At 65.6% G+C, this 24,922-nt stretch carries 21 protein-coding genes; 11 read left to right on the top strand and 10 right to left on the bottom strand.

Annotated features, from left to right (window positions below):
- Nucleotides 1-21 precede the first annotated feature (21 nt).
- Nucleotides 22-822 (bottom strand): isocitrate lyase/phosphoenolpyruvate mutase family protein, encoded by an 801-nt coding sequence (locus E3T29_RS06245; protein ID WP_134344706.1) that lies wholly within the window; start codon nt 820-822, stop codon nt 22-24.
- Nucleotides 823-910: 88 nt separating this feature from the next.
- Nucleotides 911-2,221: an MFS transporter gene (locus E3T29_RS06240; protein ID WP_134344705.1), complete on the bottom strand. Its 1,311-nt coding sequence runs from the start codon at nt 2,219-2,221 to the stop codon at nt 911-913.
- Nucleotides 2,222-2,439: 218 nt separating this feature from the next.
- Between E3T29_RS06240 and dnaK the strand changes: the two genes are divergently transcribed.
- The 5 genes from dnaK to E3T29_RS06215 all read left to right on the top strand — a co-directional run bounded on the left by dnaK (nt 2,440) and on the right by E3T29_RS06215 (nt 7,618).
- On the top strand, nt 2,440-4,314 hold the full coding sequence (gene dnaK / locus E3T29_RS06235) for a molecular chaperone DnaK (protein ID WP_092338276.1): 1,875 nt from the start codon (nt 2,440-2,442) through the stop codon (nt 4,312-4,314).
- A 9-nt stretch (nt 4,315-4,323) separates the two neighbouring features.
- The gene (locus E3T29_RS06230; RefSeq protein ID WP_104090021.1) at nt 4,324-4,938 is read left to right on the top strand and encodes a nucleotide exchange factor GrpE; all 615 of its coding nucleotides are present in this window, start codon (nt 4,324-4,326) and stop codon (nt 4,936-4,938) included.
- Nucleotides 4,931-5,932 carry a DnaJ C-terminal domain-containing protein gene (locus tag E3T29_RS06225; protein ID WP_092338272.1) on the top strand — a complete coding sequence of 334 codons (1,002 nt, stop codon included), beginning with the start codon at nt 4,931-4,933 and terminating at the stop codon, nt 5,930-5,932. The genes E3T29_RS06230 and E3T29_RS06225 overlap by 8 nt, the downstream gene beginning before the upstream one ends.
- Before the next feature lie 2 nt (nt 5,933-5,934).
- Nucleotides 5,935-6,348, top strand: a complete 414-nt coding sequence (locus tag E3T29_RS06220; protein WP_092338270.1) for a heat shock protein transcriptional repressor HspR — start codon at nt 5,935-5,937, stop codon at nt 6,346-6,348.
- Nucleotides 6,349-6,493: 145 nt separating this feature from the next.
- Nucleotides 6,494-7,618, top strand: a complete 1,125-nt coding sequence (locus E3T29_RS06215) for a class I SAM-dependent methyltransferase (protein WP_241987675.1) — start codon at nt 6,494-6,496, stop codon at nt 7,616-7,618.
- Between the two features lie 13 nt (nt 7,619-7,631).
- On the opposite strand, the gene E3T29_RS06210 is transcribed toward E3T29_RS06215, so the two are convergent.
- From E3T29_RS06210 to E3T29_RS06195, 4 genes are all read right to left on the bottom strand, one after another.
- A complete protein-coding gene (locus E3T29_RS06210; protein ID WP_134344703.1) occupies nt 7,632-8,225 on the bottom strand; it encodes a histidine phosphatase family protein in 594 nt (197 codons plus the stop codon).
- Nucleotides 8,222-9,538: a glycosyltransferase 87 family protein gene (locus E3T29_RS06205; protein WP_134344702.1), complete on the bottom strand. Its 1,317-nt coding sequence runs from the start codon at nt 9,536-9,538 to the stop codon at nt 8,222-8,224. The genes E3T29_RS06210 and E3T29_RS06205 overlap by 4 nt, the downstream gene beginning before the upstream one ends.
- A gap of 216 nt (nt 9,539-9,754) precedes the next feature.
- Nucleotides 9,755-13,285: a DEAD/DEAH box helicase gene (locus tag E3T29_RS19955; RefSeq protein ID WP_134344701.1), complete on the bottom strand. Its 3,531-nt coding sequence runs from the start codon at nt 13,283-13,285 to the stop codon at nt 9,755-9,757.
- Nucleotides 13,286-13,469: 184 nt separating this feature from the next.
- Nucleotides 13,470-13,973, bottom strand: a complete 504-nt coding sequence (locus tag E3T29_RS06195) for an Lrp/AsnC family transcriptional regulator (protein ID WP_134344700.1) — start codon at nt 13,971-13,973, stop codon at nt 13,470-13,472.
- Nucleotides 13,974-14,149: 176 nt separating this feature from the next.
- Between E3T29_RS06195 and E3T29_RS06190 the strand changes: the two genes are divergently transcribed.
- From E3T29_RS06190 to E3T29_RS06175, 4 genes are read left to right on the top strand one after another with little or no spacing between them, the layout of a single operon-like run.
- Nucleotides 14,150-15,220: a thiamine pyrophosphate-dependent enzyme gene (locus tag E3T29_RS06190; RefSeq protein WP_134344699.1), complete on the top strand. Its 1,071-nt coding sequence runs from the start codon at nt 14,150-14,152 to the stop codon at nt 15,218-15,220.
- On the top strand, nt 15,213-16,238 hold the full coding sequence (locus E3T29_RS06185; protein WP_134344698.1) for an alpha-ketoacid dehydrogenase subunit beta: 1,026 nt from the start codon (nt 15,213-15,215) through the stop codon (nt 16,236-16,238). Before E3T29_RS06190 ends, E3T29_RS06185 begins: the two co-directional genes overlap by 8 nt.
- Complete coding sequence (locus E3T29_RS06180; protein WP_092338258.1) at nt 16,231-16,560, top strand: biotin/lipoyl-containing protein; 330 nt, start codon at nt 16,231-16,233, stop codon at nt 16,558-16,560. Before E3T29_RS06185 ends, E3T29_RS06180 begins: the two co-directional genes overlap by 8 nt.
- A 3-nt stretch (nt 16,561-16,563) precedes the next feature.
- Nucleotides 16,564-17,325, top strand: coding sequence for an alpha/beta fold hydrolase (locus E3T29_RS06175; protein ID WP_134344697.1), 762 nt, complete (start codon nt 16,564-16,566; stop codon nt 17,323-17,325).
- A gap of 78 nt (nt 17,326-17,403) precedes the next feature.
- On the opposite strand, the gene E3T29_RS06170 is transcribed toward E3T29_RS06175, so the two are convergent.
- The 4 genes from E3T29_RS06170 to hisC all read right to left on the bottom strand — a co-directional run bounded on the left by E3T29_RS06170 (nt 17,404) and on the right by hisC (nt 21,282).
- On the bottom strand, nt 17,404-18,195 hold the full coding sequence (locus tag E3T29_RS06170; protein ID WP_134344696.1) for an ABC transporter ATP-binding protein: 792 nt from the start codon (nt 18,193-18,195) through the stop codon (nt 17,404-17,406).
- A gap of 7 nt (nt 18,196-18,202) precedes the next feature.
- Entirely contained in the window at nt 18,203-19,117 is a 915-nt protein-coding gene (locus E3T29_RS06165) for an ABC transporter permease (protein ID WP_104090026.1), read from the bottom strand.
- Between the two features lie 31 nt (nt 19,118-19,148).
- Nucleotides 19,149-20,144, bottom strand: coding sequence for an ABC transporter substrate-binding protein (locus E3T29_RS06160; protein WP_134344695.1), 996 nt, complete (start codon nt 20,142-20,144; stop codon nt 19,149-19,151).
- A gap of 70 nt (nt 20,145-20,214) precedes the next feature.
- The gene (gene hisC, locus E3T29_RS06155) at nt 20,215-21,282 is read right to left on the bottom strand and encodes a histidinol-phosphate transaminase (protein ID WP_198417720.1); all 1,068 of its coding nucleotides are present in this window, start codon (nt 21,280-21,282) and stop codon (nt 20,215-20,217) included.
- Between the two features lie 269 nt (nt 21,283-21,551).
- Between hisC and E3T29_RS06150 the strand changes: the two genes are divergently transcribed.
- Entirely contained in the window at nt 21,552-23,732 is a 2,181-nt protein-coding gene (locus E3T29_RS06150; RefSeq protein ID WP_134344693.1) for an ATP-dependent Clp protease ATP-binding subunit, read from the top strand.
- Nucleotides 23,733-23,852: 120 nt separating this feature from the next.
- Nucleotides 23,853-24,902, top strand: coding sequence for a zinc-dependent alcohol dehydrogenase family protein (locus tag E3T29_RS06145; protein WP_134344692.1), 1,050 nt, complete (start codon nt 23,853-23,855; stop codon nt 24,900-24,902).
- The last annotated feature ends 20 nt before the right edge of the window (nt 24,903-24,922 follow it).

The following is a 24,922-nucleotide window of genomic DNA, read 5'->3' as shown; positions in this document are numbered from 1 at the left end:
TGGCCTCGATGCGCGGGCGGCTTACAGGGCGAACTTGAACCCGAGGTCGGCGGGGTACTCGCCCAGTGCGGTGAGGTTCGCGGCCGCGGCCTGCAGGGCCGCGAGGGTTAGTCCTAGAGTGCCGGGGCCGAAGCTGACTCGGCTGATGCCGAGCTCGGCGAGGCGCTTCAGCGGCACGAGTCCGGGGGCGCCGATCACCGAGATCTTGCCGTTGACCTGCTCGATCGCGCGGGCCACCTTATCCTCGTCGGTCAGGCCGAGGAAGAAGATGACGTCAGCGCCGGCGCCGAGGTAGGCGTTGGCGCGGGCGACGGCTTCGTCCCAGTCGCCGCCGCCGGCCAGAGTGTCGACGCGGGCGTTGATGACGAGCGGAATGCCGCTCTGGTCGGCGCCGGCGCGAGTTGCGGCCACGCGGGCGGCGGCGGTCTCGATGTCGAACTGGGGCGCTTTCGGGGCGCCGACCGAGTCCTCGATATTGATGCCGACGATGCCGGATTCCTCGATGAGGCGACGCACGTTGCGGGTCACGCCCGCGGCATCCGGTGCATACCCCTTTTCGAAGTCGGCCGAGACCGGCAGATCCACCGCGCTGGCGATGATCGTGGCGGCAATGATGGCTTCATCGAGCGAGAGGCCTTCGCCGTCTGGCAGGCCGCGCACATTCGAGATGGAGTGGCTCGCGGTGGCGAGGGCCTTGACGCCGGGGGCGTCGGCCACGATCTTGGCGGTGATGGCATCCCACACGTTGGTCACGATGAGTGGCTCGCCGGGCACGTGCAGCGAGAGCAAGAGTTCGGCCTTCTGGAGCTGGGTAAGTGTCATGCGCTTCAGTCTGACCGGCTTCTGGCCTCCAAGCGAGGGAACAGCCTCATTTCAGCGGATGCTCAGGCAAACGCCTGTTGGCGCCCAGCTACCGAATCTGCTGCTGTTTGGCCGAGACGGGAATGAGCAGCAGCAGTCCGAGCAGCAGCACGAGCATGATGCCGAGAATGCCCCAGTAGGTCTCGCCGAAGATGGTCACCGCCAGCGCGAAGGCAGCCGGGGCGAGAAAGCTCACGGCCCGACCAGTCGTGGCATAGAGCCCGAAGACCTCGCCCTCGCGGCCCACCGGGATGAGTCGGGCGAGAAAGGTGCGGCTGGCCGACTGGGCCGGACCGACGAACAAGCACAGTGCCAGCCCTGCGGTCCAGAACACGATCTGCCCACCGTCGTGCAGAAAGAACACCAGGAGCCCGCTCACCAGCAGCCCGACCAGAGCCGTCACGATCACGGGCTTCGCACCGAGGCGGTCGTCGAGCGCGCCGACGCTCATGGTGGCAATACCGGCCACCACGTTCGCCGCGATGGCGAAGATGATGACCTCGCCGGGGGAGAATCCGAAAACGGATGCCGCGAGTACTCCTCCAAAGGTGAAGACGCCGGCCAGGCCGTCGCGGAACACCGCGCTCGCAATGAGGAAGTACACCGTCTGGCGGCTGGTCTTCCACAACCGGGCAATGTCGTGGCCGAGCACAATATAACTTCGAAAGAAGCTGACTCTTTCGCGGCGTGCAGCCTGAGGCGCCCGGTACTCCGGCACCCGCAACAGCACGGGGAGCGCGGACAGACCGAACCAGGCGGCCGCGAGCAACATGGACACACGCACAGCCAAGCCGTTGTCGCCCGTCACTCCGAACAGGCCAGCCTCGGGCTGAATAAAGCCGAAGTAAACGATGAGCAGCAGCACGATGCCGCCGAGGTAGCCCATGCCCCAGCCGAACCCGCTCACCTTGCCGATCGTGCGCGGCGTTGATACCTGGGCCAGCATGGCGTTGTAGTTGACCGCGGCGAATTCGAAGAAGACGTTGCCGGCGGCGACCAGGAACAGGCCCAATAGGAGGTAGCTCGGGCTCGCCTGCACGAAGAACATGGCTGCGGTCATTGCGACGACGATGAAGGTGTTGACGCCGAGCCAGAACTTGCGGCGGCCGGAGGTATCGGAGCGTTGACCGGTGATTGGGGCCAGCGCGGCGATCACGAGGCCGGCAATCGCCAGCGCCCAACCGAGCTGGGCCGAGATGACGTCTTTGTCGCCGAAGGATGAGCCTGTTATGTAGACCGTAAAGACGAAGGTCGTGACGACGGCGTTGAACGCTGCCGAGCCCCAGTCCCAGAACGCCCAGGCCACCACCCGCCCGGGCGTTGGAGCGGCACCAGCGTCTACGGCGACAGTCTCGGTCATGTGCACAATCTACTGCCCCGGGGTAAACAGGTAGGTTTGGCAGTCTCGCTGCTGAGGCGGCAGCATCCGCTCTTCTAAAGTTGAGTCACTCACACTCAACTTTCAGTCGCCAGAATTGACAGTGGCCAAGCCGGTCTGGGAGACTTGAGTCATTGAGGCTCAAGTCTTGAGATTACTTTGTAGTTCGTTTCGCACATGATTGAAGGAGAACAACCCACATGGCTCGTGCAGTAGGTATTGACCTCGGAACCACCAACTCTGTGGTGGCCGTGCTCGAAGGTGGAGAACCCACCGTCATCGCCAACGCTGAAGGCTTGCGCACCACCCCCTCGGTGGTCGCGTTCACCAAGGACGGCGAGGTTCTCGTCGGAGAAACCGCCAAGCGCCAGAACGTCACCAACGTCGACCGCACCATCTCCAGCGTCAAGCGCCACATGGGAACCGGCTGGACCGTCGGCATCGACGACAAGAAGTACACCCCGCAGGAGATTTCGGCGCGTATTCTCGCCAAGCTCAAGCGTGACGCCGAGCAGTACCTGGGCGAGAAGGTCACCGACGCCGTCGTGACCGTGCCCGCGTACTTCAACGACGCCGAGCGTCAGGCCACCAAGGAGGCCGGCGAGATCGCCGGACTCAACGTGCTGCGCATCATCAACGAGCCCACCGCCGCCGCGCTGGCTTACGGCCTCGACAAGGGCAAGGAAGACGAGCTCATCCTGGTCTTCGACCTCGGAGGCGGAACGTTCGACGTGTCGCTGCTCGAGGTGGGCAAGGACGACGACTTCTCGACGATTCAGGTGCGCTCGACCGCTGGTGACAACCGCCTGGGCGGTGACGACTGGGACCAGCGCATCGTTGATCACCTGATCAAGCGTTTCAAGGAGACCACCGGCGTTGACGTGTCGAAGGACAAGATCGCCAAGCAGCGCCTCAAGGAAGCTGCCGAGCAGGCCAAGAAGGAACTCTCTTCGAGCATGTCGACGAGCATCCAGCTGCCCTACCTGTCGCTGACCGAAAATGGTCCGGCCAACCTCGACGAGACGCTCACCCGCGCCCAGTTCGAGAAGATGACCGAAGACCTGCTCGACCGCACCAAGAAGCCCTTCCAAGACGTCATCCGTGAGGCCGGCGTCAAGGTCGGCGACATCGCCCACGTCGTTCTCGTCGGTGGTTCTACCCGCATGCCCGCCGTGTATGAGCTCGTCAAGAGCGAGACCGGCGGCAAGGACCCGAACAAGGGCGTCAACCCGGACGAGGTCGTCGCTGTCGGCGCCGCGCTCCAGGCCGGCGTGCTGAAGGGCGAGCGTAAGGACGTTCTGCTCATCGACGTCACCCCGCTGAGCCTCGGCATCGAGACCAAGGGCGGCATCATGACGCGCCTGATCGAGCGCAACACGGCCATCCCGACCAAGCGCAGCGAAACCTTCACCACGGCCGACGACAACCAGCCGTCCGTTGCGATTCAGGTGTTCCAGGGCGAGCGCGAGTTCACCCGCGACAACAAGAACCTCGGAACCTTCGAGCTCACCGGCATCGCTCCGGCGCCGCGCGGTATTCCGCAGGTCGAGGTCACCTTCGACATTGACGCCAACGGCATCGTGCACGTGTCCGCCAAGGACAAGGGCACCGGTACCGAGCAGTCGATGACCATCACGGGCGGTTCCTCGCTCGCGAAGGAAGACATCGAGCGCATGGTGCGCGAGGGTGAAGAGCACGCCGCAGAAGACAAGCGCCTGCGCGAAGTCGCCGAGACCCGCAACACGGCCGAGCAGCTCGCCTACTCGATCGAGAAGCTGATCAAGGACAACGTCGACAAGCTGCCCGAAGACGTGAAGAATGAGGTGCAGGCTGACGTCGACGCCCTCAAGTCTGCTCTCGCCGGCGACGACGAGGACGCGGTGAAGACCGCGTTCGACAAGCTCAACGAAAGCCAGGGCAAGCTCGGCGAGGCCATCTACAAGTCCAGCCAAGCGGATGCCGCAGCCGGCTCTGACGAAGCCGGCACCGACGAGACCGGCGCCGACGAGAACAAAGACGAAGACGTTGTCGACGCCGAGGTTGTGGACGACGACGAAGACGAGAAGAAGAAGTAGGCCGCAACTATGGCTGACAAGAAACATCCAGACAACGACGCTGCGGGGGTGCCCGATGACGGCACCGCCGCGGCGGGTGCGGGACTGCCGGAAGAATCGGCATCCGCTGCTGACGGCGATGCGGCGGCTTCGGCCGATGGCATCGAAGAAGACGAACTGACCGTTCAGGACATTCTGGACGCGGCGGAGCGCGAAGTTGCTGAGCCGACGAGCGAACACCTCGCCGACCTCAAGCGCGTCACGGCCGAGTACGCCAACTACCGTCGGCGCACCGAAGCCAACCGTGCCATCGAGAAAGAGCGCGTGACCGGGGATATCGTCAAGGTGCTGATTCCAGTACTCGACGACATCTACCGTGCTGAAAAGCACGGCGATCTCGTGCCCGACTCCGCCTTCGCCACGATCGCGGCCAAGCTGCGGGCGAGCGTTGAGCGTCTCGGACTGACCTCGTTTGGTACGGTCGGCGAACCGTTCGACCCGACCATGCACGAGGCGATCTTCCAGCAGCCCAGCGCCGCCGTCGACACCGAAACCGTGGGCGACGTCGCGGAGACGGGGTACTACCTCGGCTCCACGCTGCTGCGCGCGGCCAAGGTCGTCGTTCAGGTACCGAGCGATGGCTAGCCAGGACTGGTTCGACAAAGACTTCTACAAGGTTCTCGGGGTATCGAAAGATGTCACGCCGGCCGAGTTGAAGAAGGCGTACCGCAAGCTGGCTCGCAAGTACCACCCGGATTCCAACCCGGGGAACCCCACCGCTGAGGCGAAGTTCAAGGAGCTCAGCGAGGCGCACTCGGTATTGAATGACCCAGCCCAGCGCAAGGAATATGACGCCGTTCGGGCCATGGGCAGCGGGGCGCGGTTCGCCGCGCCCGGCGGCCGGGCCCAGAGCGGCGGGTTCGAGGACGCCTTCGGCGGCATGTTCGGCGGCGGAAGCCGTCAGCAGAGCTACACCTTCGAGCAGGGCGGCTTCGACGATATCCTCGGGGGTATGTTCGGGCGCGGTGGTGGCGGTGGGGGCGGCTTCGGCAACCCCACCGGCGGCTACCGCGGGTCGGGCGCGCCCACCCGCGGCCGAGACGTGATCGCTTCGACGACCATCGACTTCATCACGGCGACGCAGGGCGACCAGATCAGCCTGCAAACGCAGGATGGTCGACCGATCAAGGTCAAGGTTCCGGCCGGTGTCGCCGACGGGCAGAAGATTCGCCTGCGCGGCAAGGGCCAGCCCAGCCCCGATGGCGGCGAGACCGGCGATATCGTGCTCACGATCACCGTGCGCAAGCATCCGGTGTTCGAACGTGATGGCCTCAACTTGCGCGTGACCGTGCCGGTGACTTTCGTCGAGGCCAGCCTCGGCGCGACGATCGAGGTGCCAACGCTCGGTGGCAGCCCGGTCAAGCTGCGCGTTGCCCCTGGCACTCCCGGTGGCCGCGTGCTGCGGGTCAAGGGCCGCGGCGTCACCACGGCCAAGGGCACGGGCGACTTGCTTGCTGTTGTGCAGGTCGCGGTTCCCTCGCACCTCTCGAAGGATGCGGAAGAGAAACTTGCCGCGTTCGCCGAAGCGCTGCCCAAGGAAAACCCGCGCGATGAATTGATCGCGCGGGCGAAGGGCTGATCATGGACGAGACCACCCGGGTTTTCGTGATTTCCACGGCCGCTGAGCTTGCGGGAATGCACCCGCAAACCCTGCGCCAATACGATCGCCTGGGCCTCGTCAGCCCGGAACGCACCCCCGGCAAGAGTCGCCGGTACTCGATGCTCGACGTGGCAAAGCTCCGTGAAATTGCGGAACTGGGCTCGGAGGGTGTGAGTTTGGAAGGCATCCGTCGTATCCTCGAACTCGAGGATCACGTGCGCGGTCTCGAAAACCGTGTGCGCGAGTTGGAATCGACGCTCGCCGATGAACTACTGAACCGTCCGGGCCGCCGCGTTTTTGCGGCTGGCTCGGCTGGCGACGTCATTTCAATGAAGGCGGGCACTCGCACCAGGCGCAGCAACCAGATTGTCATCTGGCGGCAGCCCAGACCATAGTCAGCTCCACGTTTTTGTTTCACAGCACGAACTGGTTGCACCAGCACCACTTTCAGGGGGAACCATGTCCGAATCGGGCACGCACGACCAGTCCGCGCCGCGGAACGCCAACACGTTTACGCCGTTGAAAGGCACAGTAGACAACGTGAACGAATTCGATTTCGACCGACTGCGCCGCAGGCCCGACATCGAAGCCGAGAACCTCTTCGCCGTCGATGCCAGCGACCGACTCATTCTCGATGAAGCTGCCGGCGCGCTCGCCGCCTACCGTTCCGGCGGAGTCGTCGTGCTCGAGGACCGCTACGGCGCCCTCACCCTCGGTGCCGCAGCGCTGCACAACGCGCGCGGCATTCGCGTCTACCAGGACGCGCTCTCGGGCGAATACGCGCTCGACAGCAACGCCTCCGGCGTCAACCTGACGGATGCCTACCGCTCCCTTCCCCTCGGCGAAGAACTGCTGAAGGACGCCCACGTCGTGCTGCTGCAGCTGCCAAAAAGCCTCGATGCGCTGGACGAGATCGCCGGCGCCATCGCGAAGTACGCCGCGCCCGATGTGATCGTCTTCGCCGGCGGCCGCATCAAGCACATGACCGTGAGCATGAACGAGGTGCTGCGCCGCCACTTCGGCGCCCTCAACGTGCGCCCGGCCCGCCAGAAGTCCCGCGTGCTGATTGCCTCGTCGCCCCTGACCACGTCAACGACCGACTGGCCGCACAGTGAGAAGCACGACGACTTCGACCTGACCGTACGAGGCCACGGCGGCGTTTTTGCGGGAACCAGCATCGACATCGGCACCCGGGCGCTGCTCGAGGTGCTCGACCGCATGAAGCCCGACGCCGAACGTGCCATCGACCTCGGCTGCGGTACCGGTGTGCTCGCCGCGGCACTGGCCGCGCAGCGACCGCTGTTGCGAGTGCTGGCGACGGATCAGTCGGCCGTGGCCGTCGCATCCGCTCGCGCAACCGTCGATGCCAACGCGCTCGCCGATCGGGTCACCGTGGTGCGCGCCGACGGCCTGTCCGGCCAAGCGGATGACTCCGCCGACCTGATTCTGCTCAACCCGCCGTTCCACATCGGAGCGTCGGTGCACGCCGGCCTCGCCGAGAAGCTCTTCAACGACGCGGCCCGGGTGCTCGCGCCCGGCGGCGAGCTGTGGACAGTGTGGAACACGCACCTCGGTTACCGCCCGATGCTCACCCGCATCGTCGGTTCGACCCGCCAGGTTGGCCGCAACACCAAGTTCACCGTAACGGTGTCGACCGGCCGCTAGGGGATTGACCAGGTCAGGCGTGCACGAGCGGCTCACCGTTCAACACGTCGAGCTGCCAGACGATAGTGTCGTCGCCGTGCGCGTGGTGATGGTGCACGAGGTTGAGCGAGGCGTTGCTGATGCTCTCGATGCGCGCATCGAGAGCCTGCGCGAGGCTCAAACGAATGAGCGTGCCGTGCGCGACGACGATGATGCGGGCTCCAGGGTGCTCGCGGGCCAGCTCGCGCAGGGCGTCGATACCCCGAGCAGCGACAGCTTCCTCGGTCTCGGCGCCGCGGAATCCGCCGGGGAAACGCAGTGCGTCGAGTTCAGAGCCGGCGCTGAGCCCCTCGGCTGGCCCGTAGTCGCGCTCGATCAGACCCGGAATGCGCCGGGCCTCGTCGAGTCCGAGTTGTTCGCCGATGAGGTCGGCGGTTTCGGCCGCACGTGACAACGGCGACGAGACGATGAAGTCCCAGTCATAGCGTTTCAGGGGGGCGACGGCATCCGCTGCCTGGCCGCGCCCCACGTCGTTGAGCGGAATGTCGGTGGCGCCCTGAATTCGCGCGGCGGCGTTCCAATCGGTCTGGCCGTGGCGGATGAGGGCGAAGGTCGTCGTCGTGGTCACCCGTCTATTCTGCCTTGGCCGACTGGGAGTGTGCGACGGGCCAAGATCTCTCGACCCGGCGCAGCCCAGGCCAGTCGCGCCAGATGCTTGACCGACCAGCCGAACAGTACGACCAGTAGAGCGTTGCGAGCGGTGAGCAGCAGCAGTGAGAACAGGTCGCCGTCGATGAGCGGCAGGTAAAAGATCGGGAAGATCAGTGTTGTCAGTCCCGAGATAGCCAGCATCAGCACGGCGGGCACGCGCCACTCCGCCCAGCTTGTGCCCACACCGACCGCAACCACCGGCACCAGCCACAGCATGTACTGCGGTGACCCCACTTTGTTGAAGACGATGAAGGCGCTGACCAGGGCGAGGGCGCCGACCAGCAACAGCTGGGCGGCATCCGCTCGGCGGTGCTGAGCAATGATCATCAGTACGAATATCGCCGCGATGGTACCGAACATGACCGGCGTCATCAGTGAGGCGACGAGGGTGGTGCCTGGACCACTCACCTCGCGGGTGGCGATGGCGAAATTCTCGTAGATGACCGTGCCGTGGTGGCCAAGTGTGGCCAGCCACACCCACGGAGTCGTGATGGGCGCTTCCAGTTGCAGGGCACGGTCGGACTGTTCGGTGACGAATCCGGTGAGAAATTGCCAGCCACCCAGAAGCCAAACGGATGTCGCCACCCCCGCCGACACGGCCGCGCCGGTGAGGACCACCGTGCGACGGCGGGGCGAGACGGTGACCACCGCGAGCACGACGGCGGCCGGCCAGACCTTGATCCAGGTGGCGAGGGTCAGCACGGCTGCGGCGACAACCGGCCGTTTCGCGAGCAGCAGGAGAGAGACGATGACCAGTGGCGCCGTGATTCCTTCCAGCCGCAGCAATCCCACCGGACTCAGCAGAAACGACGCGAACAGCCAGTACCAGGCCGATTTGAAGCCGCTACGGCGGCGCCCCCAGTCGGTGAGCGCCCCGACCGCGATGGCGTTCAACGCGGCCGTCATCAGAAACCAGAGCAGTTGGTAGAGCAGGGGGCCGGCGATGCCCGCCAAGGCGATCGGCAGCATGGCGCCGATCGGGTACACCCACTCGGCGTCGATACCCTGCCACACGCCGTGCTCCAGGCCGAGTTCAGCCCAGGTACGGTACAGCGGCAGGTCTCCCAGAACCCTGCCGGTGAGGATGGTCGGCAGCAGCGCGAACAGGAAGACCGTGTGGAGACCGAGAAAACCGAGCACGAGGGTGCGCGGCCGCTGCAGCATCAGGCGGCGGCTCGGGGTGAGCGTCGTCGCGAGTCGGGCGTCGATCCGATCGAAGATGTTGGACATAGGACCGTTTCTGCAGGGTGCGAGGTGGGGCCGTCGCGTGCAGTCTAGGGGTGCTGGGTGAACGCTGGGTGTCAGCTCTGGCTGCTCAGCCTGTATACGCCAGCGGGGCGTTCGGCGGTTGCCGGCCCACCTTGCGGCCCTGGGCCCAGTTTATAAACTGGGCCCAGGGCCCGGGCCCCGTCCATATAGGTGCGCCGGGAAGGCGGGCAGGGCGAGTCAGGCCAGGAGCTCGCGGATGTCGGCGGCGGTCAGGGCGGTGCCGGCCGGGGCGCCGTCGGTCATGACACTCTCGAACAGGCGTGCCTTGGTGGCCTTGAGGGCCATGACCTTCTCCTCGATGGTGTCTTTGGAGACGAGGCGGTAGACCATGACGTTCTTGGTCTGGCCGATGCGGTGCACTCGGTCGACGGCCTGGGCCTCGGTCGCCGGGTTCCACCACGGGTCGAGCAGAATGACGTAGTCGGCCTCGGTGAGGTTGAGGCCGAATCCGCCGGCCTTGAGGCTGATCAGGAAGACCGAGCTGGTGCCCTCTTTGAAGTCGCTGATGGCCTTGGCCCGGTTGCGGGTCTTGCCGTCGAGATAGGAGTAGCTGATGCCAGCGGCGTCGAGTCGGTCGCGCGCCTTGCCGAGGTACTGGGTGAACTGGCTGAAGATGAGCGTGCGGTGGCCCTCAGCGACAGTGTCCTCCAGCAGTTCGAGAAGGGCATCGAGTTTGGTCGACGGGATCGCGTCATACTTCGCGTCGTACAGGCTTGCGTCGAGGCTGAGCTGGCGCAGCATGGTGAGCGAGCGAAAGATCTCGAACCGGTTCGCGTTCATGTCCTCGATCAGGCCGAGTACCTTTTGGCGCTCGCGGGCGAGGTGCATGTCGTAGACCTTGCGGTGCCGCGGGTGCAGGTCGAGTTCGAGCACCTGTTCCTGCTTCTCGGGCAGATCGCTGGCTACCTCGGCCTTGGTGCGCCGCAGCATGAATGGGCGGATGCGGCGGCGCAGCTGCGCAAGCCGGTCGGCGTCGGCATCCGTTTCAATGGGTTTGCGGTAGTAGTCGGCGAAGCGGCTGGGGCTCGGGAACAGGCCGGGCGCAGTGATGGACAGCAGCGACCACAGTTCCATCAGGTTGTTTTCCATCGGGGTGCCGGTGATGGCCAGCTTGAACGGGGTGCGCAGGCGGCGCGCACAGACGTGCGCCTTGCTCTGGTGGTTCTTCACGAACTGGGCTTCGTCGAGCAGCAGGCCGGCCCAGTCCTGGGCGTTGTACTCCTCGAAATCGAGGCGGAAGAGCGTGTAGGAGGTAATCACGACATCCGCTTGGCCCATTTCGTCTTGCAGGCTGGAGCCGCGCTTACCAGCGGTCTGCGTGATGGCGACCGTGGCGAGGTCGGGTGCGAATCTGGCGCACTCGGTGGCCCAGTTCGACACGACGCTTGTCGGGGCGACGACGAGGAACGGCTTGCGGGCGGTGCCTTCCGAGGCGCGCTGCGTGTCGCGAGCGTGGGCGATGAGGGCGATGGCCTGCAAGGTCTTTCCGAGCCCCATGTCGTCGGCGAGCACGCCGCCGAGCTGGTGGTCGTAGAGAAAACTGAGCCAGTCGAACCCGGTCTGCTGGTAGGCGCGCAGGGTGGCGTGCACGGCCGGCGGAAGCGCACGTTCGGCGATCGGTGCGGCCTCAGACAATCCCTCGACAGCGCTGCGCCAGGTGGCGGCCTGTTCGGCGACGACACCGAGCAGCTGCAGTTCGTCCCAGAGGTCGGCCTGAAAACGGCTGAGGCCGAGCGTACCGGCGTTGCTCTCTTGCAGACCGCGCGCCTCTTCGATCAGGCGTCGGAGCTGCTGCAGCTCGGGCCGGTCGAGGCTGAAATAGGTGCCGCTGTCGAGGATCATCAGGTCCTGGTCGGTGGCCAGCGCGCGAAAGAGGTCGTCGAAGGGAATGTCTTCGCCCTCGATCGTCACGGTGACGGCGAGGTCGAACCAGTCACGGGTATCGGTACTTTCGGAGGTAGCGAGGCTGATCACGGGCGCTTCGTCGGCTTCGCGGTAGCTCGGGGCGTCGGCCGAGACCTGCACGACGATGCCGGCCGCTTCGAGCTTCGGCACGGTCTCACCGAGAAAGCTGATCATGACGGCACCGCGCAGCTCGGAGTGCTCGAGCAATCGCGCCCGGCTGATCGGGGTGGCGGGCTGCCAGAGGGCGACGAACGACGCAATCGTGCGTTCGACCTCATGCAGGATGTCGCTCTCGCGGGTCGCATCGCGAAAGCGGGTGTCGCCCGGCGTGGGGCGCAGGGGGTGGCGGTACAGCACGGCTTCAATGGCAACCGCGGCAGTCGTGGTGTCGGCGTGGTCGGCAGCGGCAACAAAAGAGGATGCCTCCGCCGGGCCGGTCGCAGTAGCTCCGCCCAAGCCGCCGGTCGCAGCAGTGGTTGCCGCGGCGGACTTGGCTGTGTCGGTGGGCGCGACGTACTGCCACTCCCAGGCGAGGGTGATGCGGGCATCCGTTTGGTGGGTGATGGTGAGTGCGAGCTGCGGGCGGGCTGTCTTGGGCAGCTCAAATGAGGCGTCGTGGCTGGTCAGGCTCAGTTTTTGCTGGAGAAATGGGTAGTAGTCGGTGAGGAACGCGGCCTCATCGTCGGCCGGGATGTCGAAGCCGCCGGTGACCGCGAGGGCCCGAATCTCGGAGCTGACCTGCGCATTCAACGGGGCGAGAGTGAGCTGCTTGCCGGTCGCGAGCGGGTCGGCCGGGCTCATGAAGGTGTACGCACCGTGCGCAGGGTCCCCGATAAATCCGAAATCGGCACCGCGATGCAGTTGCTCGTTCAGTACGAGCAGTGGGGTCAACAGCAGCCCCTCGGCGTCGCGGCGAATGTCGATCTCGAGCGCCGCCGGCGTCGGGGAGAGCAGAACGGGATTCTGGGCATCCGTCGCGCAGACCATGGGCAGACCGCTCAACCGGGCTTCGTGCAGAAGGTCCCAGAGGGCCTTGTTCTCGAAGTTGTCGAGGTAGAGCCAGTGGTCGGTGTAGCTGTAATAGCGCTGACCGGTGGCCGAGAGGGCGTAGAGGGCGTTAAGAATCTTGCGGTGACCGCGGTTGTAGGTACCCGGGGTCCAAGACAGGTTGTCCCAGGTGAGGTTGCCCCGAATCCACTTGCCCTTCTTGCCCATGACCATGGGGCGGGCGCCGAGGCGACGGGGTCCAGGGCGCCGGTTGGGACTGTAAGCGGGGTCGAGCAGGTCGAATTGCAGCGCGAGGGCCGTGCTGATGGAGGCCTCGCCGGTCGGCTTGGCCAAAGGAGCCAGGGCGGCGCGCCAGGCGGGGACCGGCGGGCGAATGGGAACAACGGGGGCCGGGGCGGGCGGCTGGTAGGCGGCCGGCACGAAGGTCGATTCGAAGACGGGGGTGCGGCGGTCGCCGATGGCCCGCACGTTGGAGGCGGAGCGCTCGGCGTTCAGTTCGGCGGGCGTGCTGCGGCTGGCCAGAAGCAGAGCGGCGACGTGCTTGCAGTTGCTCCCCATCGGGCAGGTGCAGGTACCGCTGGCTCGAACGGCCTGGCCGGCGGCATTCAGCGTGAACGACACGAGCACGGTGTATGGCTGCGGGCTGGTGCCGCTGACGCGACCGGTGAGGTGTGTTCCCGACGCGGCCCAGGACTGTTCGGTGACGTGTCCGTTGCGGGCGTATCGTTCACCGCGCGAGAACGACTGGCTGCCGACGATGCGGGCGATCTCGTGCGTGCTGAGGGAATGGGCCATAGGTGTGGGAGCTCCGTAAGAAAAAGGGACCAACCCTTATTATCTCACGGGAGGCTGCCCGCCCGCGCTCAACCTGGTGTCTCACGGGGCTGCGCGGTGGCTAATTCAGGAGATCCTCCTGGGCGGAATGGTTTCGCCGCACTCGTCTGGGCGCCGCGAGCCGGAGGTCGCCAAATTTCCTGAATTAGCCACGAAAATCGGCCGGTCCGGAGGCGCTGGTGGGAGCGGCGGTGGCTTGCAACAGGGCGAGAGCCTGCGCCTCGATGTGGGTCTGCAGCACGATCACGCTCGAGGAGCGCACGACCGTCTGCGTCGCGACGATCAGGTCGAGCACCCGCTGCACGTCGGCGTTTGACCGGGCGACGACCCGAGCGAGCATGTCGCTGTCGCCGGAGACCGTGTGCAGTTCGAGAATCTCCGGAATCTTGGCGAGGGCCGCGACGACGACGGCGTGGCCGGCATCCTGCCGCACGGTGAGCGAGCAGTAGGCGGTGACCGGAAACCCGAACTCGCTCGGGTTGAGCGCCGGAGCCCACGACTTGATCACCCCGCGGCTCATCAGCCGGTCGAGCCGGGCTTGCACCGTTGCCCTGGCCACCTTGAGCCGGCGCGAGGCCTCGAGCACCGAGAGCTTGGGGCGCTCGCAGAACAGGGTGACGAGGCGGGAATCCAAGGAATCGATGTCCATGAGGTGACCTTTCGCGTGCCGGTAATGCTGTGGTGATGAATGTACTAACTGTACGGTGATTTAACTCAAATACGCACAATTATTCGCAGATTGTGCACTCCAATTAGTCACTGTGGCGAACGCTGGGCAAAGTCACTAACTTTACTCTGACCCGCCCATCGATGGAAGGAGCCAGCATGGCGCCTCGCGCACTCGCTGCCACGCTCGACACCCTGCCCCCTTCTCAAGCGGATGCCGCAGCTCCAGGCCCGGCCCGCCTCCGCGACCTGTACCGAATGCTCGCGAACGTGCGCCAGCTCGATACCTCGGCCGTGGCCTGGCAGCGGCAGGGTCTCATTCCGGGTTACGCGCCGATGCTCGGCCAGGAAGCAGCCCAGGTCGGCGCTGGCTTCGCCGTCGACACGACCCGAGACTTCGTCTTCCCGACCTACCGCGAGATGGGCGTGGCGTACACGCTCGGCCTGAACATGGTCGAGTACATGTCGACCCACAAGGCCATCTGGCACGGCGGGCTCTACGACCCGGTCGCCAGCCACTTCGCGCCATTTCAGGCGGTTGTCGGCGGATCCGTGCTGCACGCGGTCGGCTGGGCGCACGGTCAGACTTTGAACGGGGCCTCGCCGGACGGTCTCGGCGTTGGTCTGGCGTTTCTCGGCGACGGCGCGAGCTCGCAGGGTGACGTGCACGAGGCCATGAACTTCGCCGCCATTCTGAAGGCGCCGGTGGTGTTCTTCGTGCAGAATAACGGCTGGGCCATTTCGGTGCCCACCGAGCAGCAGGTGGCCGGCGGCTCGGTCGCCGCTCGCGCTGCTGGCTACGGCATGCCGGCCCTGCGGATCGACGGCAACGACGTGCTCGCCGTGCTGGACGCCACTCAGCGCGCGGTCGTCCACGCCCGCGCCGGACTCGGCCCGGTCGTGGTCGAGGCCATGACCTATCGGCGCGGCCCGCACTCCACGAGCGACGACCCGGGCCGCTACCGCACCCTCGATGACGAGAAAATCGACGGCGGCGAAGATCCGCTCAGGCGGTTTCGTTCGGTGCTGGTCGAGCAGGGCGTGGCCGATGCGGCCTTCTTCGACAAAACCGACGCGGATGCCCAAACGCGGGCCGACGCGATTCGCGACGGCGTGGTGGCCCTCGAAAGCCGCCCCGGAAGCGAAATGTTCAACTTCGTTTTTCAAGAATCAACCCCGACGCTCGGCGCCCAGGCGCGCCAGTGGAGAGAGGAATCCGAGCATGTCTGACACGTTAGAACTCGTGCGGGAGACGCCGCTCCTGCAGTTCTCCATGCAGCAGGCCATCAACCGCGCGCTCGCCGAGATTCTCGACACCGACGACCGCGCCCTCATCTTCGGCGAAGACGTCGGCGTGCTCGGCGGTGTCTTTCGGGTGACAGACGGCCTGCAGCAGCGCTTCGGCGCGAACCGGGTCTTTGACACCCCGCTGGCAGAGTCCGGCATTCTCGGTACCGCTATCGGGCTGGCCATGGCGGGTTTTCACCCGATTCCCGAGGTGCAGTTCGACGGCTTCGCCTACCCGGCCGTGAATCAGATCATCACCCAGCTGGCTCGCATGAACTATCGCAGCCGTGGCACCCTGCCGATGCAGGTGACGCTGCGGGTGCCCAGCTTCGGCGGAATTCGCGCCCCCGAACATCACGGCGAAAGCCTCGAATCGCTGTTCGCGCACGTACCGGGACTCAAGGTCGTGTCGCCCGCCAACCCGCAGCAGGCCTATCACCTGCTCAAGCACGCCGCCTCGATGCCCGACCCGGTCATCTTCATGGAACCGAAGGCGCGCTACTGGAACAAGGCCAGGGTCGACCTGGCTGCTGACGAAGACACTTCCGCCCTCGAGGGCTCGGTGATTGCCCGCCCGGGCAAGCATGCGACCCTCATCGCCTGGGGCGCCATGGTCTCCCGCTGCCTCCAGGTGGCGGAGCTGGCCGCGGAAGACGGCATCGAACTCGAGGTACTCGACCTGCGCTGGCTGAAGCCGATCGACGAAGCCGGGCTGGCGGCATCCGTTTCGCGTACCCGTCGCGCCATCGTCGTGCACGAGGGGCCGCACACCGCTGGCCTCGGCGCCGAGGTGGCCGCGCTCGTCTCGCAGAGCTGCTTCGACACGCTGCGGGCACCGGTCGAGCGGGTGACCGGCTTCGACGTGCCGTACCCGTCCGGCGACCTGGAGGACGAATACATTCCCAACATTGACCGAATTCTGTTCGGAGTTCAACGCGTATTGGAGTACCGCCGTGGCTGAAATCTCTTTTCCCCTGCCGGACCTCGGTGAGGGACTGCTCGAAGCGACCGTGCTCGAATGGCTCGTCAAGGTCGGCGACCAGGTCGAACGCAACCAGCCGTTCGTCGAGGTGGAAACGACGAAGTCGTCGGTCGAATTGCCGTCACCGATCGCCGGCATCGTGCTCACGCTGCACGGCGAGCCCGGCGACGTGGTGCTCGTTGACACTCCGCTGATCACGTTCACGGTCGCCGACGATTCTGCCGGCATCGTGGGAACCGTGCCGGCCGAGGCCGCGCCGAAACGCCGCGTACGCCTCTCGGCCGTGCTCGACGAGGACTAGAAAATGCTCACCAGTTGGCAGCAGCACGAACCCGCCGTCGACGCTGGCCTTGCCCCGGTGCTGCTCGTGCACGGTTTCGCCTCGTCGACCGCCCTCAACTGGGAGGCGACCGGCTGGCTGCGCGACCTCACTGCCGCCGGCCGGCGTGTATTTACTGTCGACCTGCTCGGCCACGGCGAGAGCGCCGCACCGCTCGAAACGGATGCCTACGCCCCCAGCCGCCTGCGCGCCGCCGTTCTCGAGGTGCTCGCCCTCGCCGGTGCCAGGCCACGCGAGGCGGGCGATCCAGCCTCCGGCGTCGACCTGGTCGGCTATTCCCTCGGGTCGCGCCTGGTTTGGGAACTCGCCGCCGAGCGGCCCGACCTGGTCAATCGCGCGGTCCTCGGCGGCATGAGCGCCGAGGATCCGCTCGCCGACTTCGATCTCGATGCGGCTCTAATATTTCTATCCGACTCCGAGGAGATCGCCCACGAGTCGACCGCCTCGCTGATGACCCTGATGCAGCTTGCGCCGGGTGCTAGTACCCCCGCGCTGTTGCGGCTGGTCGCTGCGATTAAGCAGGAACGTTTCGAGCCCGGCGCATCCGTTCCTGTGCGGCCTCTGCTGTTCGTCACGGGCGACCGCGACGTGCTCGCGACCGGAACCGCCGAGCTCGCGGCGCTGGCCGCCGACTCAGAGGTGCTCTGGTTGCCCGCCCGCACCCACATGAACGCGGTGAGCTCCCGCGCCTTCAAGCAGGCCGCGATCGAGTTTCTCGGCCGCTAAGCCGCAAGAACCGCAAAAGCCGCCGACTCGGCCCGCGCACCTACGCAGCGCCGAGTCGGCGTTCCTCGTCGTCTCCAACTACCCGAGCAACGCCCGGTCGTCGAGGGACGCGCCCTTGATCTTGGCGAACTCGGCGAGCAGGTCGGGCACGGTCATGGTGGCCTTGCGCTCGGCGTCGACGTCGAGAATGATCTGCCCCTCGTGCATCATGATGAGCCGGTTGCCGAGGCGAAGCGCCTGTTCCATGTTGTGGGTGACCATGAGGGTGGTCAGGTGGTGCTTGGCGACGATGCTCTCGGTGAGCGTCGTGACCAGTTCGGCCCGCTGGGGGTCAAGCGCTGCGGTGTGCTCGTCGAGCAGCAGGATGCGCGGCTGGGTGAAGCTCGCCATGAGCAGTGACAGCGCCTGGCGCTGGCCGCCGGAGAGCAGCCCGACCCGGGCCTTGAGCCGGTTTTCGAGGCCGAGCTCGAGCGAGAGAAGCTCTTCGCGAAAGAACTCGCGGCGCTTGTGGGTGACGCCCCAGGCCAGCCCGCGACGCTTGCCACGGCGAAGCGCGAGCGCCAGGTTCTGCTCGATGCTCAGGTCGGGCGCTGTGCCGGCCATCGGGTCCTGGAAGACGCGGCCGACGTACGCGGTACGTGCGTAGTCGGGCATCCGCTTGACTGAACTGCCATCGATTGACAGGTCGCCGGAATCGATCGGAAGCTTGCCGCTGATCATATTGAGCAGCGTGGATTTGCCGGCACCGTTACTGCCGATGACCGTGACGAAATCACCGGTGTTCAACTGCAGCGACACGTCGTTCAGCGCGACGCGTTCGTTGACCGTGCCGGGAAAGAAAGTCTTGGTGATGTTCTCGATGAGCAGCATGAGACTCCTAGTTGGCTTTCACGTAGTTAGGTTTCACGGCGGCGGCGGAACGCATCTGACGCAGCGAGGGGATGCGTTTCAGGAAACCCCAGCGCGGCAGCAGCAGCGCGGCGACGACCAGCAGCGCCGAGATGAGCTTCATGTCGTTCGGGTTGAGGCCGGCGCCGAGGGCGAAGAAGATCACCAGGCGGTAGATGACGGCGCCGCCGATGACAGCCAGCGAGGCGAGGAAGATGTTGCGACGCCCAAAGACGGCCTGGCCGACGATGACCGAGGCGAGCCCGACCAGAATGAGGCCGATGCCCATGCTGACGTCGGCGAAGCCCTGGTACTGCGCGATGAGCGCGCCGCACAGGGCGACGAGTCCGTTCGAGATCGCGAGGGTGAGGATGGTCGTGCGGTGGGTGTTGACGCCGAGGCTGCGGATCATCTGCTCGTTGTTGCCGGTCGCCTGAATCGACAGGCCGAGGTCGGTGCTGAGAAACCAGTCGATCGCGAACTTGATGACGAGGGCGGCGACGGCGAAAATCAGGATGCTCCAGGCCCCGCCGAGCAGACCGGCGTCACGTAGCGGGGTCATCAGGGTATCCTCCCGCAACAGGGGCAAATTAGATTTGCCCATGATGCGCAGGTTGATCGACCACAGGGCGATCATGGTCAGGATGCCCGCGAGCAGGCCGTCGATGCGGCCTTTGGTGTACAGCACACCGGTGACCAGGCCGGCCACCGCCCCCGACGCCGCCCCGGCAAGGGTGGCGAGGGGAGCGGGCACGCCGTTGATGATGAGCGACGCGGCTACGGCGGCCCCGGTCGTGAAACTTCCATCGACGGTGAGGTCGGGAAAGTTGAGGATTCGAAAGGTCAGGTAGACACCCAACGCCATGATTCCGTAGAGCAGGCCGAGTTCGAGAGCCGCGTTCATCTGGTTATTCCTTTTAGTCGAGGAGCGGCTGTTATTCGATGATTCGGTCGGCCTTGGCAATGAGCTCCTCGGAGAGGGTCACGCCCATGCGCTCGGCAGCGGCCGGGTTGAGAATGAATTCGATTGTGTCGAGGGTCTCCACCGGCATGTCCGCCGGGTTCTCGCCGTCTTCGAGGATGCGGAGGGCCATCTGGCCGGTCTGGTAGCCGAGGTCGGTGTAGCTGATGCCGTAGGTCGCGATGGCGCCACGCTCGACCTGCCCGTTTTCGGCGCCGAACAGCGGAATCTGGTTCGCCTCGGAGTACTGGATGACGGCTTCAAGGCCCTCGGTGACGCGGTTGTCGGTGGGGATGTAGATGGCGTCGACGTCGCCGAGCGACTCGGTGGCCTGGGCGACCTCGCTCGAGTTGGTGACAGTGGCCTCCTTGATGGTCAGGCCGAGGTCCTTCGCTGCTTCCTTGGCGAGCTCAACCTGCACGTCGGAGTTGACCTCGCCCGAGCTGTAGATCACGCCGACCGACTTGGCGTCAGGCAGAATCTCCTGAATCAGTTCGAGCTGCTCCTTGACCGGGTTGAGGTCACTGGTTCCGGTGATGTTGCTGCCCGGCTTCTCCCAGCTTTCGACCAGTCCGGCTTCTTCGGGCTCGGTCACCGCGGTGAACAGTACGGGGATGTCGATGATGGTCTGAGCGGCGGCCTGCGCGGTGGGCGTGGCGATGGCGAGCACGAGGTCGACCTTGTCAGCGGCGAACTTGGCTGCGATGGTGCTCGCGGTGGCCTGCTCGCCCTGCGCGTTCTGCTCGTCGAACTCAATGTCGGTGCCCTCGACGTAGCCGGCGTCGGCAAAGGCCTTCTTGAAGCCCTCGCGGGCGTCGTCGAGTGCCTGGTGCTGCACGATCTGGCTGATGCCGATCGTGATCATGTCCTCTGCAGTGGATGCTGCCGGCTCGCTGGCCGCGCAGCCACTCAGTGCGAGGGCACCCGCGGCGACCAGGGCGAGGGCTGATAGCGATGTGGTGTGCTTCATGCTGGAAAATTCTCCTTTGAATTCATGCTGACACGGCGCGCGGGAACCTGCGGCCGAACGTTGAGGGTGGTTAGACGGCGGCGGGAGGGAGAGCGGCGCTCGCGGCGACCAGGAAACGGTCGTTCTGCTCTGCCGTGCCGATCGTCACGCGCAGGCCTTCGCCGGGAAAAGCCCGAGCCAGGATACCTTCGGCAATGAACACCGCGTTTACCCGGTCGGTGTCGTTGAAGGTGCGCAGCCAAACGAAGTTCCCCTGCGAGGAGGCGCCGCGCCATCCGCTCGCCCGAAGTGCGGCGAGCACTCTGGTGCGTTCGGCGACGATCTCGTCGATGCGCAGGGCCAGCTCGGCTTCGGCGTCGAGGGAGGCGAGGGCGGCGCGCTGGGCGAGGGCGGTCACGCCGAACGGCAGGGCAACGCGGCGCAGGTTGGCCGCGACCGCGGTGGGCGCGATCGCGTAGCCGATGCGCAGACCGGCCAGGCCGTAGGCCTTGGAGAAAGTGTGCAGCACGGCCACGTTCGGGTAGCGGCGAAAAAAGTCGATGCCAACGGCCGAGGCGGTGTCCCGGTTGAAGTGCACGTAGGCCTCGTCGACGACGACCAGCACATTCTCGGGCACCCGCGCCATGAAGGCGTGCAGTTCGTCGGCCGTGACGAAAGCACCGGTGGGGTTGTTGGGGTTGCAGACCAAAATCAGCCGGGTCTGGCTCGTGATGGCGTCGGCCATGGCTGGCAGGTCGTGGCGCTCATCCGCGGTGAGGGCGACCGCTACGGGCGTCGCACCGGCGACCTGCACCAGAATCGGGTACGCTTCGAACGACCGCCAGGCGAAGATGACCTCGTCGCCGACTCCCGCGCTCGCGTGGATGATCTGCGACAAGACCTCGACCGAACCGGCCCCGAAGGCCACGTTGTCGCCCGACACGTCGAACCGCGCCGCGATGCGGTCGGTGACCTCCGTCACGGCCATGCTCGGGTACAGGTGAATCTCCCCGAGAGCGGATGCGATGGCCTGCGTTACCGAGGCGAGCGGTGGGTACGGATTCTCGTTACTGGAGAGCTTATACGCCCCCGAATCGCCGGCCGCGGCGCCCTGCTTGTAGGCCGGCAACCTGCTGATGGCCTCGCGTTGCTGCACCATAATCTCTCAACCTCACTCGTGACGGGCGTGCCAGACATGCGCGTCGAGTGAGACGTCGGCAATGACGGGTTGATTCAGAGCGTAGTGAACGAGCAGAAGATTGACAATTCGACCAATATGAACGACACAAACTGCATTATTTGACTGGTTTTAGGGGCGATTTGCCGAACAAACTGCTCAATTATTTAGTTCGGGGCTGCTTATTTCGGTGGCCAGCCGTCTGGTACTAAACTTGAGTCAGCAAGGCTCAACTTTAGAGGAGACAGCGAATGCAAGCCGGTCAGCAACCACCGCAGCAAGACGCCAAGACGGCCCTCGAACTGTACGGGGTGAACCTCACCGACATCGCCCGTAGCGGCAAGCTCGACCCGGTGATTGGGCGCGACGCCGAGATTCGCCGGATCAGCCAGGTGCTCACCCGACGCACGAAGAACAACCCGGTCCTCATCGGTGAGCCCGGCGTCGGCAAGACGGCCGTGGTCGAGGGCCTGGCCCAGCGCATCGTGGCCGGCGATGTGGCCGATTCCCTCAAGGACAAGCAGCTGGTCTCCCTCGACCTGGCCGCCCTCGTGGCCGGCGCCAAGTATCGCGGTGAGTTCGAAGAGCGGCTCAAGGCCGTGCTCAAGGAGATCAACGACGCCGACGGGCAGATCATCACCTTCGTCGACGAACTACACACCCTCATGGGCGCGGGCGGCGGCGAAGGTTCCGTCGCGGCCAGTAACATGCTCAAGCCCATGCTGGCCCGCGGCGAGCTGCGCCTGATCGGTGCCACGACCCTCAACGAGTACCGCGAATTCATCGAAAAGGATGCCGCGCTCGAGCGCCGCTTCCAGCCCGTGCTCGTCGACGAACCGTCGGTGGAAGACACCGTCGCCATTCTCCGCGGACTCAAGGAACGTTATGAAGCCCACCACAAGGTGACGATCGCCGATTCTGCCCTCGTGGCCGCGGCATCCCTCTCGAATCGGTACATCACCGCGCGCCAGCTGCCCGACAAGGCCATCGACTTGATCGACGAGGCCGCGAGCCGGCTGCGCATGGAGATCGACTCCTCGCCGGTAGAGATCGACGAGCTGCGGCGCAGCGTCGACCGCCTGAAGCTCGAAGAGCTCGCCTTGAAGAAGGAGAAGGACGACGCCTCGAAGGCGAGGCTGGTCAAGCTGCGCGATGACCTGACCGAACGCCAGGCCAGCCTCAAAGAATTGCAGGCGCGCTGGGACAACGAGCGGGCCTCGCTCAACCGGGTCGGCGAACTGCGCGAGCGGCTCGACACCGCGCGCATCGAGTCCGACCGGGCCCAGCGTGAGGGCAACCTCGAAAAGGCCTCCCGGCTGCTTTACGGCGATATCCCGGTGATGGAACGTGCGCTCGCCGACGCCGAGAAGGAAGAATCCGTCGGCCCGCGCATGGTCAACGACCAGGTCACGAGCGAGGACATTGCCGCCGTGGTCGCCGCCTGGACCGGAATTCCGGTCGGCCGACTGCTGCAGGGTGAAACCGACAAGCTGTTGAACCTCGAAAATGAGCTCGCCCACCGCCTGATCGGCCAGAAGCGCGCCGTGCGGGCGGTGGCCGATGCCGTGCGACGTTCGCGCGCCGGCATCTCCGACCCCGACCGGCCGACCGGATCGTTCCTGTTCCTAGGCCCGACCGGCGTCGGCAAGACCGAGCTGGCCAAGGCGCTCGCCGAGTTTTTGTTTGACGATGAAAAAGCCATGGTGCGCATTGACATGAGCGAGTACGGCGAGAAGTTCTCGGTGAGCCGCCTGGTCGGAGCGCCTCCGGGGTATGTCGGTTACGAGCAGGGAGGGCAGCTCACCGAGGCCGTGCGACGTCGCCCGTACTCGGTGATTCTGTTCGACGAGGTAGAGAAGGCGCACCCCGAGGTGTTCGACGTACTGCTGCAGGTGCTCGACGACGGTCGCCTCACCGACGGCCAGGGTCGCACGGTGGACTTTCGCAACACCATCCTCGTGCTCACCTCAAACCTCGGTTCGCAGTTTCTGGTCGATCCGACCCTGTCGTTGGAGCAGAAGGAGGAGGCCGTGCTGGGCCTGGTGCGGCAGGCCTTCAAGCCCGAGTTCGTCAACCGGCTCGACGACATCGTGGTGTTCTCGTCGCTCACGACCGACGAGCTCGGTGAGATCGTCGAACTCGACGTCGACCGGTTGCAGAAGCGGCTCGCCGAGCGCCGCCTCGAGCTGGCCGTGACACCGGATGCCCGCCGCTGGCTGGCCGAGCGTGGTTACGACCCGATCTACGGTGCTCGTCCACTGCGGCGCCTGATGCAGCGCGAGATCGACGACCGCCTGGCGCGGGCCTTGCTCGCCGGCGATATTCGGGACGGCGACACGGTGCTGGTGGCGCTCGCGGAAGACGGTGATGCGCTCACCGTGGTATCCGCTCCCGCGCTGCTCGATGTTCCCCTCGAAGAAGACCTGCTCTAACCCGTAACGCGAGAGCGGGAAATTCATCGCTTCAGCAGCACTGAAGCAGCACATTTCCCGCTCTCGCGCGAACAACAAACACGGAGGCGAGGCACAGGTTCGCCCGGATAGGCTCGAACAATGCTCGCAACTGTGATTTATGGCGAACGGGATGTTCGCCTCGAAGAAGTTCCCGAACCCGTCCTCTCGACCGGTGGCGATGCCATCGTTCGGGTGGTCGCCGCCTGCGTCTGCGGGTCCGACCTGTGGCCGTACCGGGGGATCGCCCCCACCAAAGAGCCGCACCGTATCGGCCATGAATTCGTCGGCATCGTCGAAGCCATTGGTGCCGATGTCTCGACGATCAAGGTGGGAGACTTCGTCATTGCCCCCTTCTACGACTGTGACGGCACCTGCGTCAACTGCCAGAACGGCGTGAGCACCTCCTGCCTCAACGGCGGCTGGTGGGGCGCCGAAGACCAGCTCGGCGGATTCGCCGACGGAGCCCAGGGCGAGCGCGTGCGTGTTCCCCACGCCGATGGTTCGCTCGTTGCCACGCCCACGGTTCCGAGCGATGACCTCGTTCCAAGCCTGCTCACCCTCGCCGACGTCATGGGCACCGGGCACCACGCGGCCGTCTCGGCTGGCGTGGAGCCGGGCTCAACCGTGGTCGTCGTTGGTGACGGAGCCGTCGGACTCTGCGCCATCCTTGCCAGCAAGCGCCTCGGTGCGAGCCGCATCGTGGCCATGTCCCGCCACGCCGACCGCCAGGCTGTGGCCCGCGAATTCGGCGCGACCGACATTGTCGAAGCGCGCGGCGATGAGGGTGCTGCCGCCGTCAAGGCTCTGTTCGACGGTATCGGCGCCGACTATGTGCTCGAGTGCGTCGGAACCCAGGAATCCATGGACCAGGCCATTCGTTCGGCTCGCCCCGGCGGAATGGTCGGCTACGTCGGCGTTCCCAACGGCGGCGCCGAACTGCCGATCCGCACCCTCTTCGGAAACAACGTGGGGGTGAACGGAGGCGTCGCATCCGTTCGGAGCTATGTCGAGGAGTTGCTGCCGGAGGTTCTCTCCGGCCAGATCAACCCTGGCCGGGTCTTCGACCTGCAGCTGCCGCTGGCTGAGGTGGCCGAGGCCTACGCCGCCATGGACGAGCGCCGCGCTATTAAGGTGCTGCTCCGCCCCTGACCCACCGTCTGGCCCGCTCT

It is taken from the genome of Cryobacterium sp. TMT1-66-1 (genome assembly GCF_004403435.1).
Taxonomy (GTDB): domain Bacteria; phylum Actinomycetota; class Actinomycetes; order Actinomycetales; family Microbacteriaceae; genus Cryobacterium; species Cryobacterium flavum.
The sequence above is the reverse complement of the archived record's forward strand: the minus strand, read 5'-3'. Positions and strand labels throughout refer to the sequence as shown.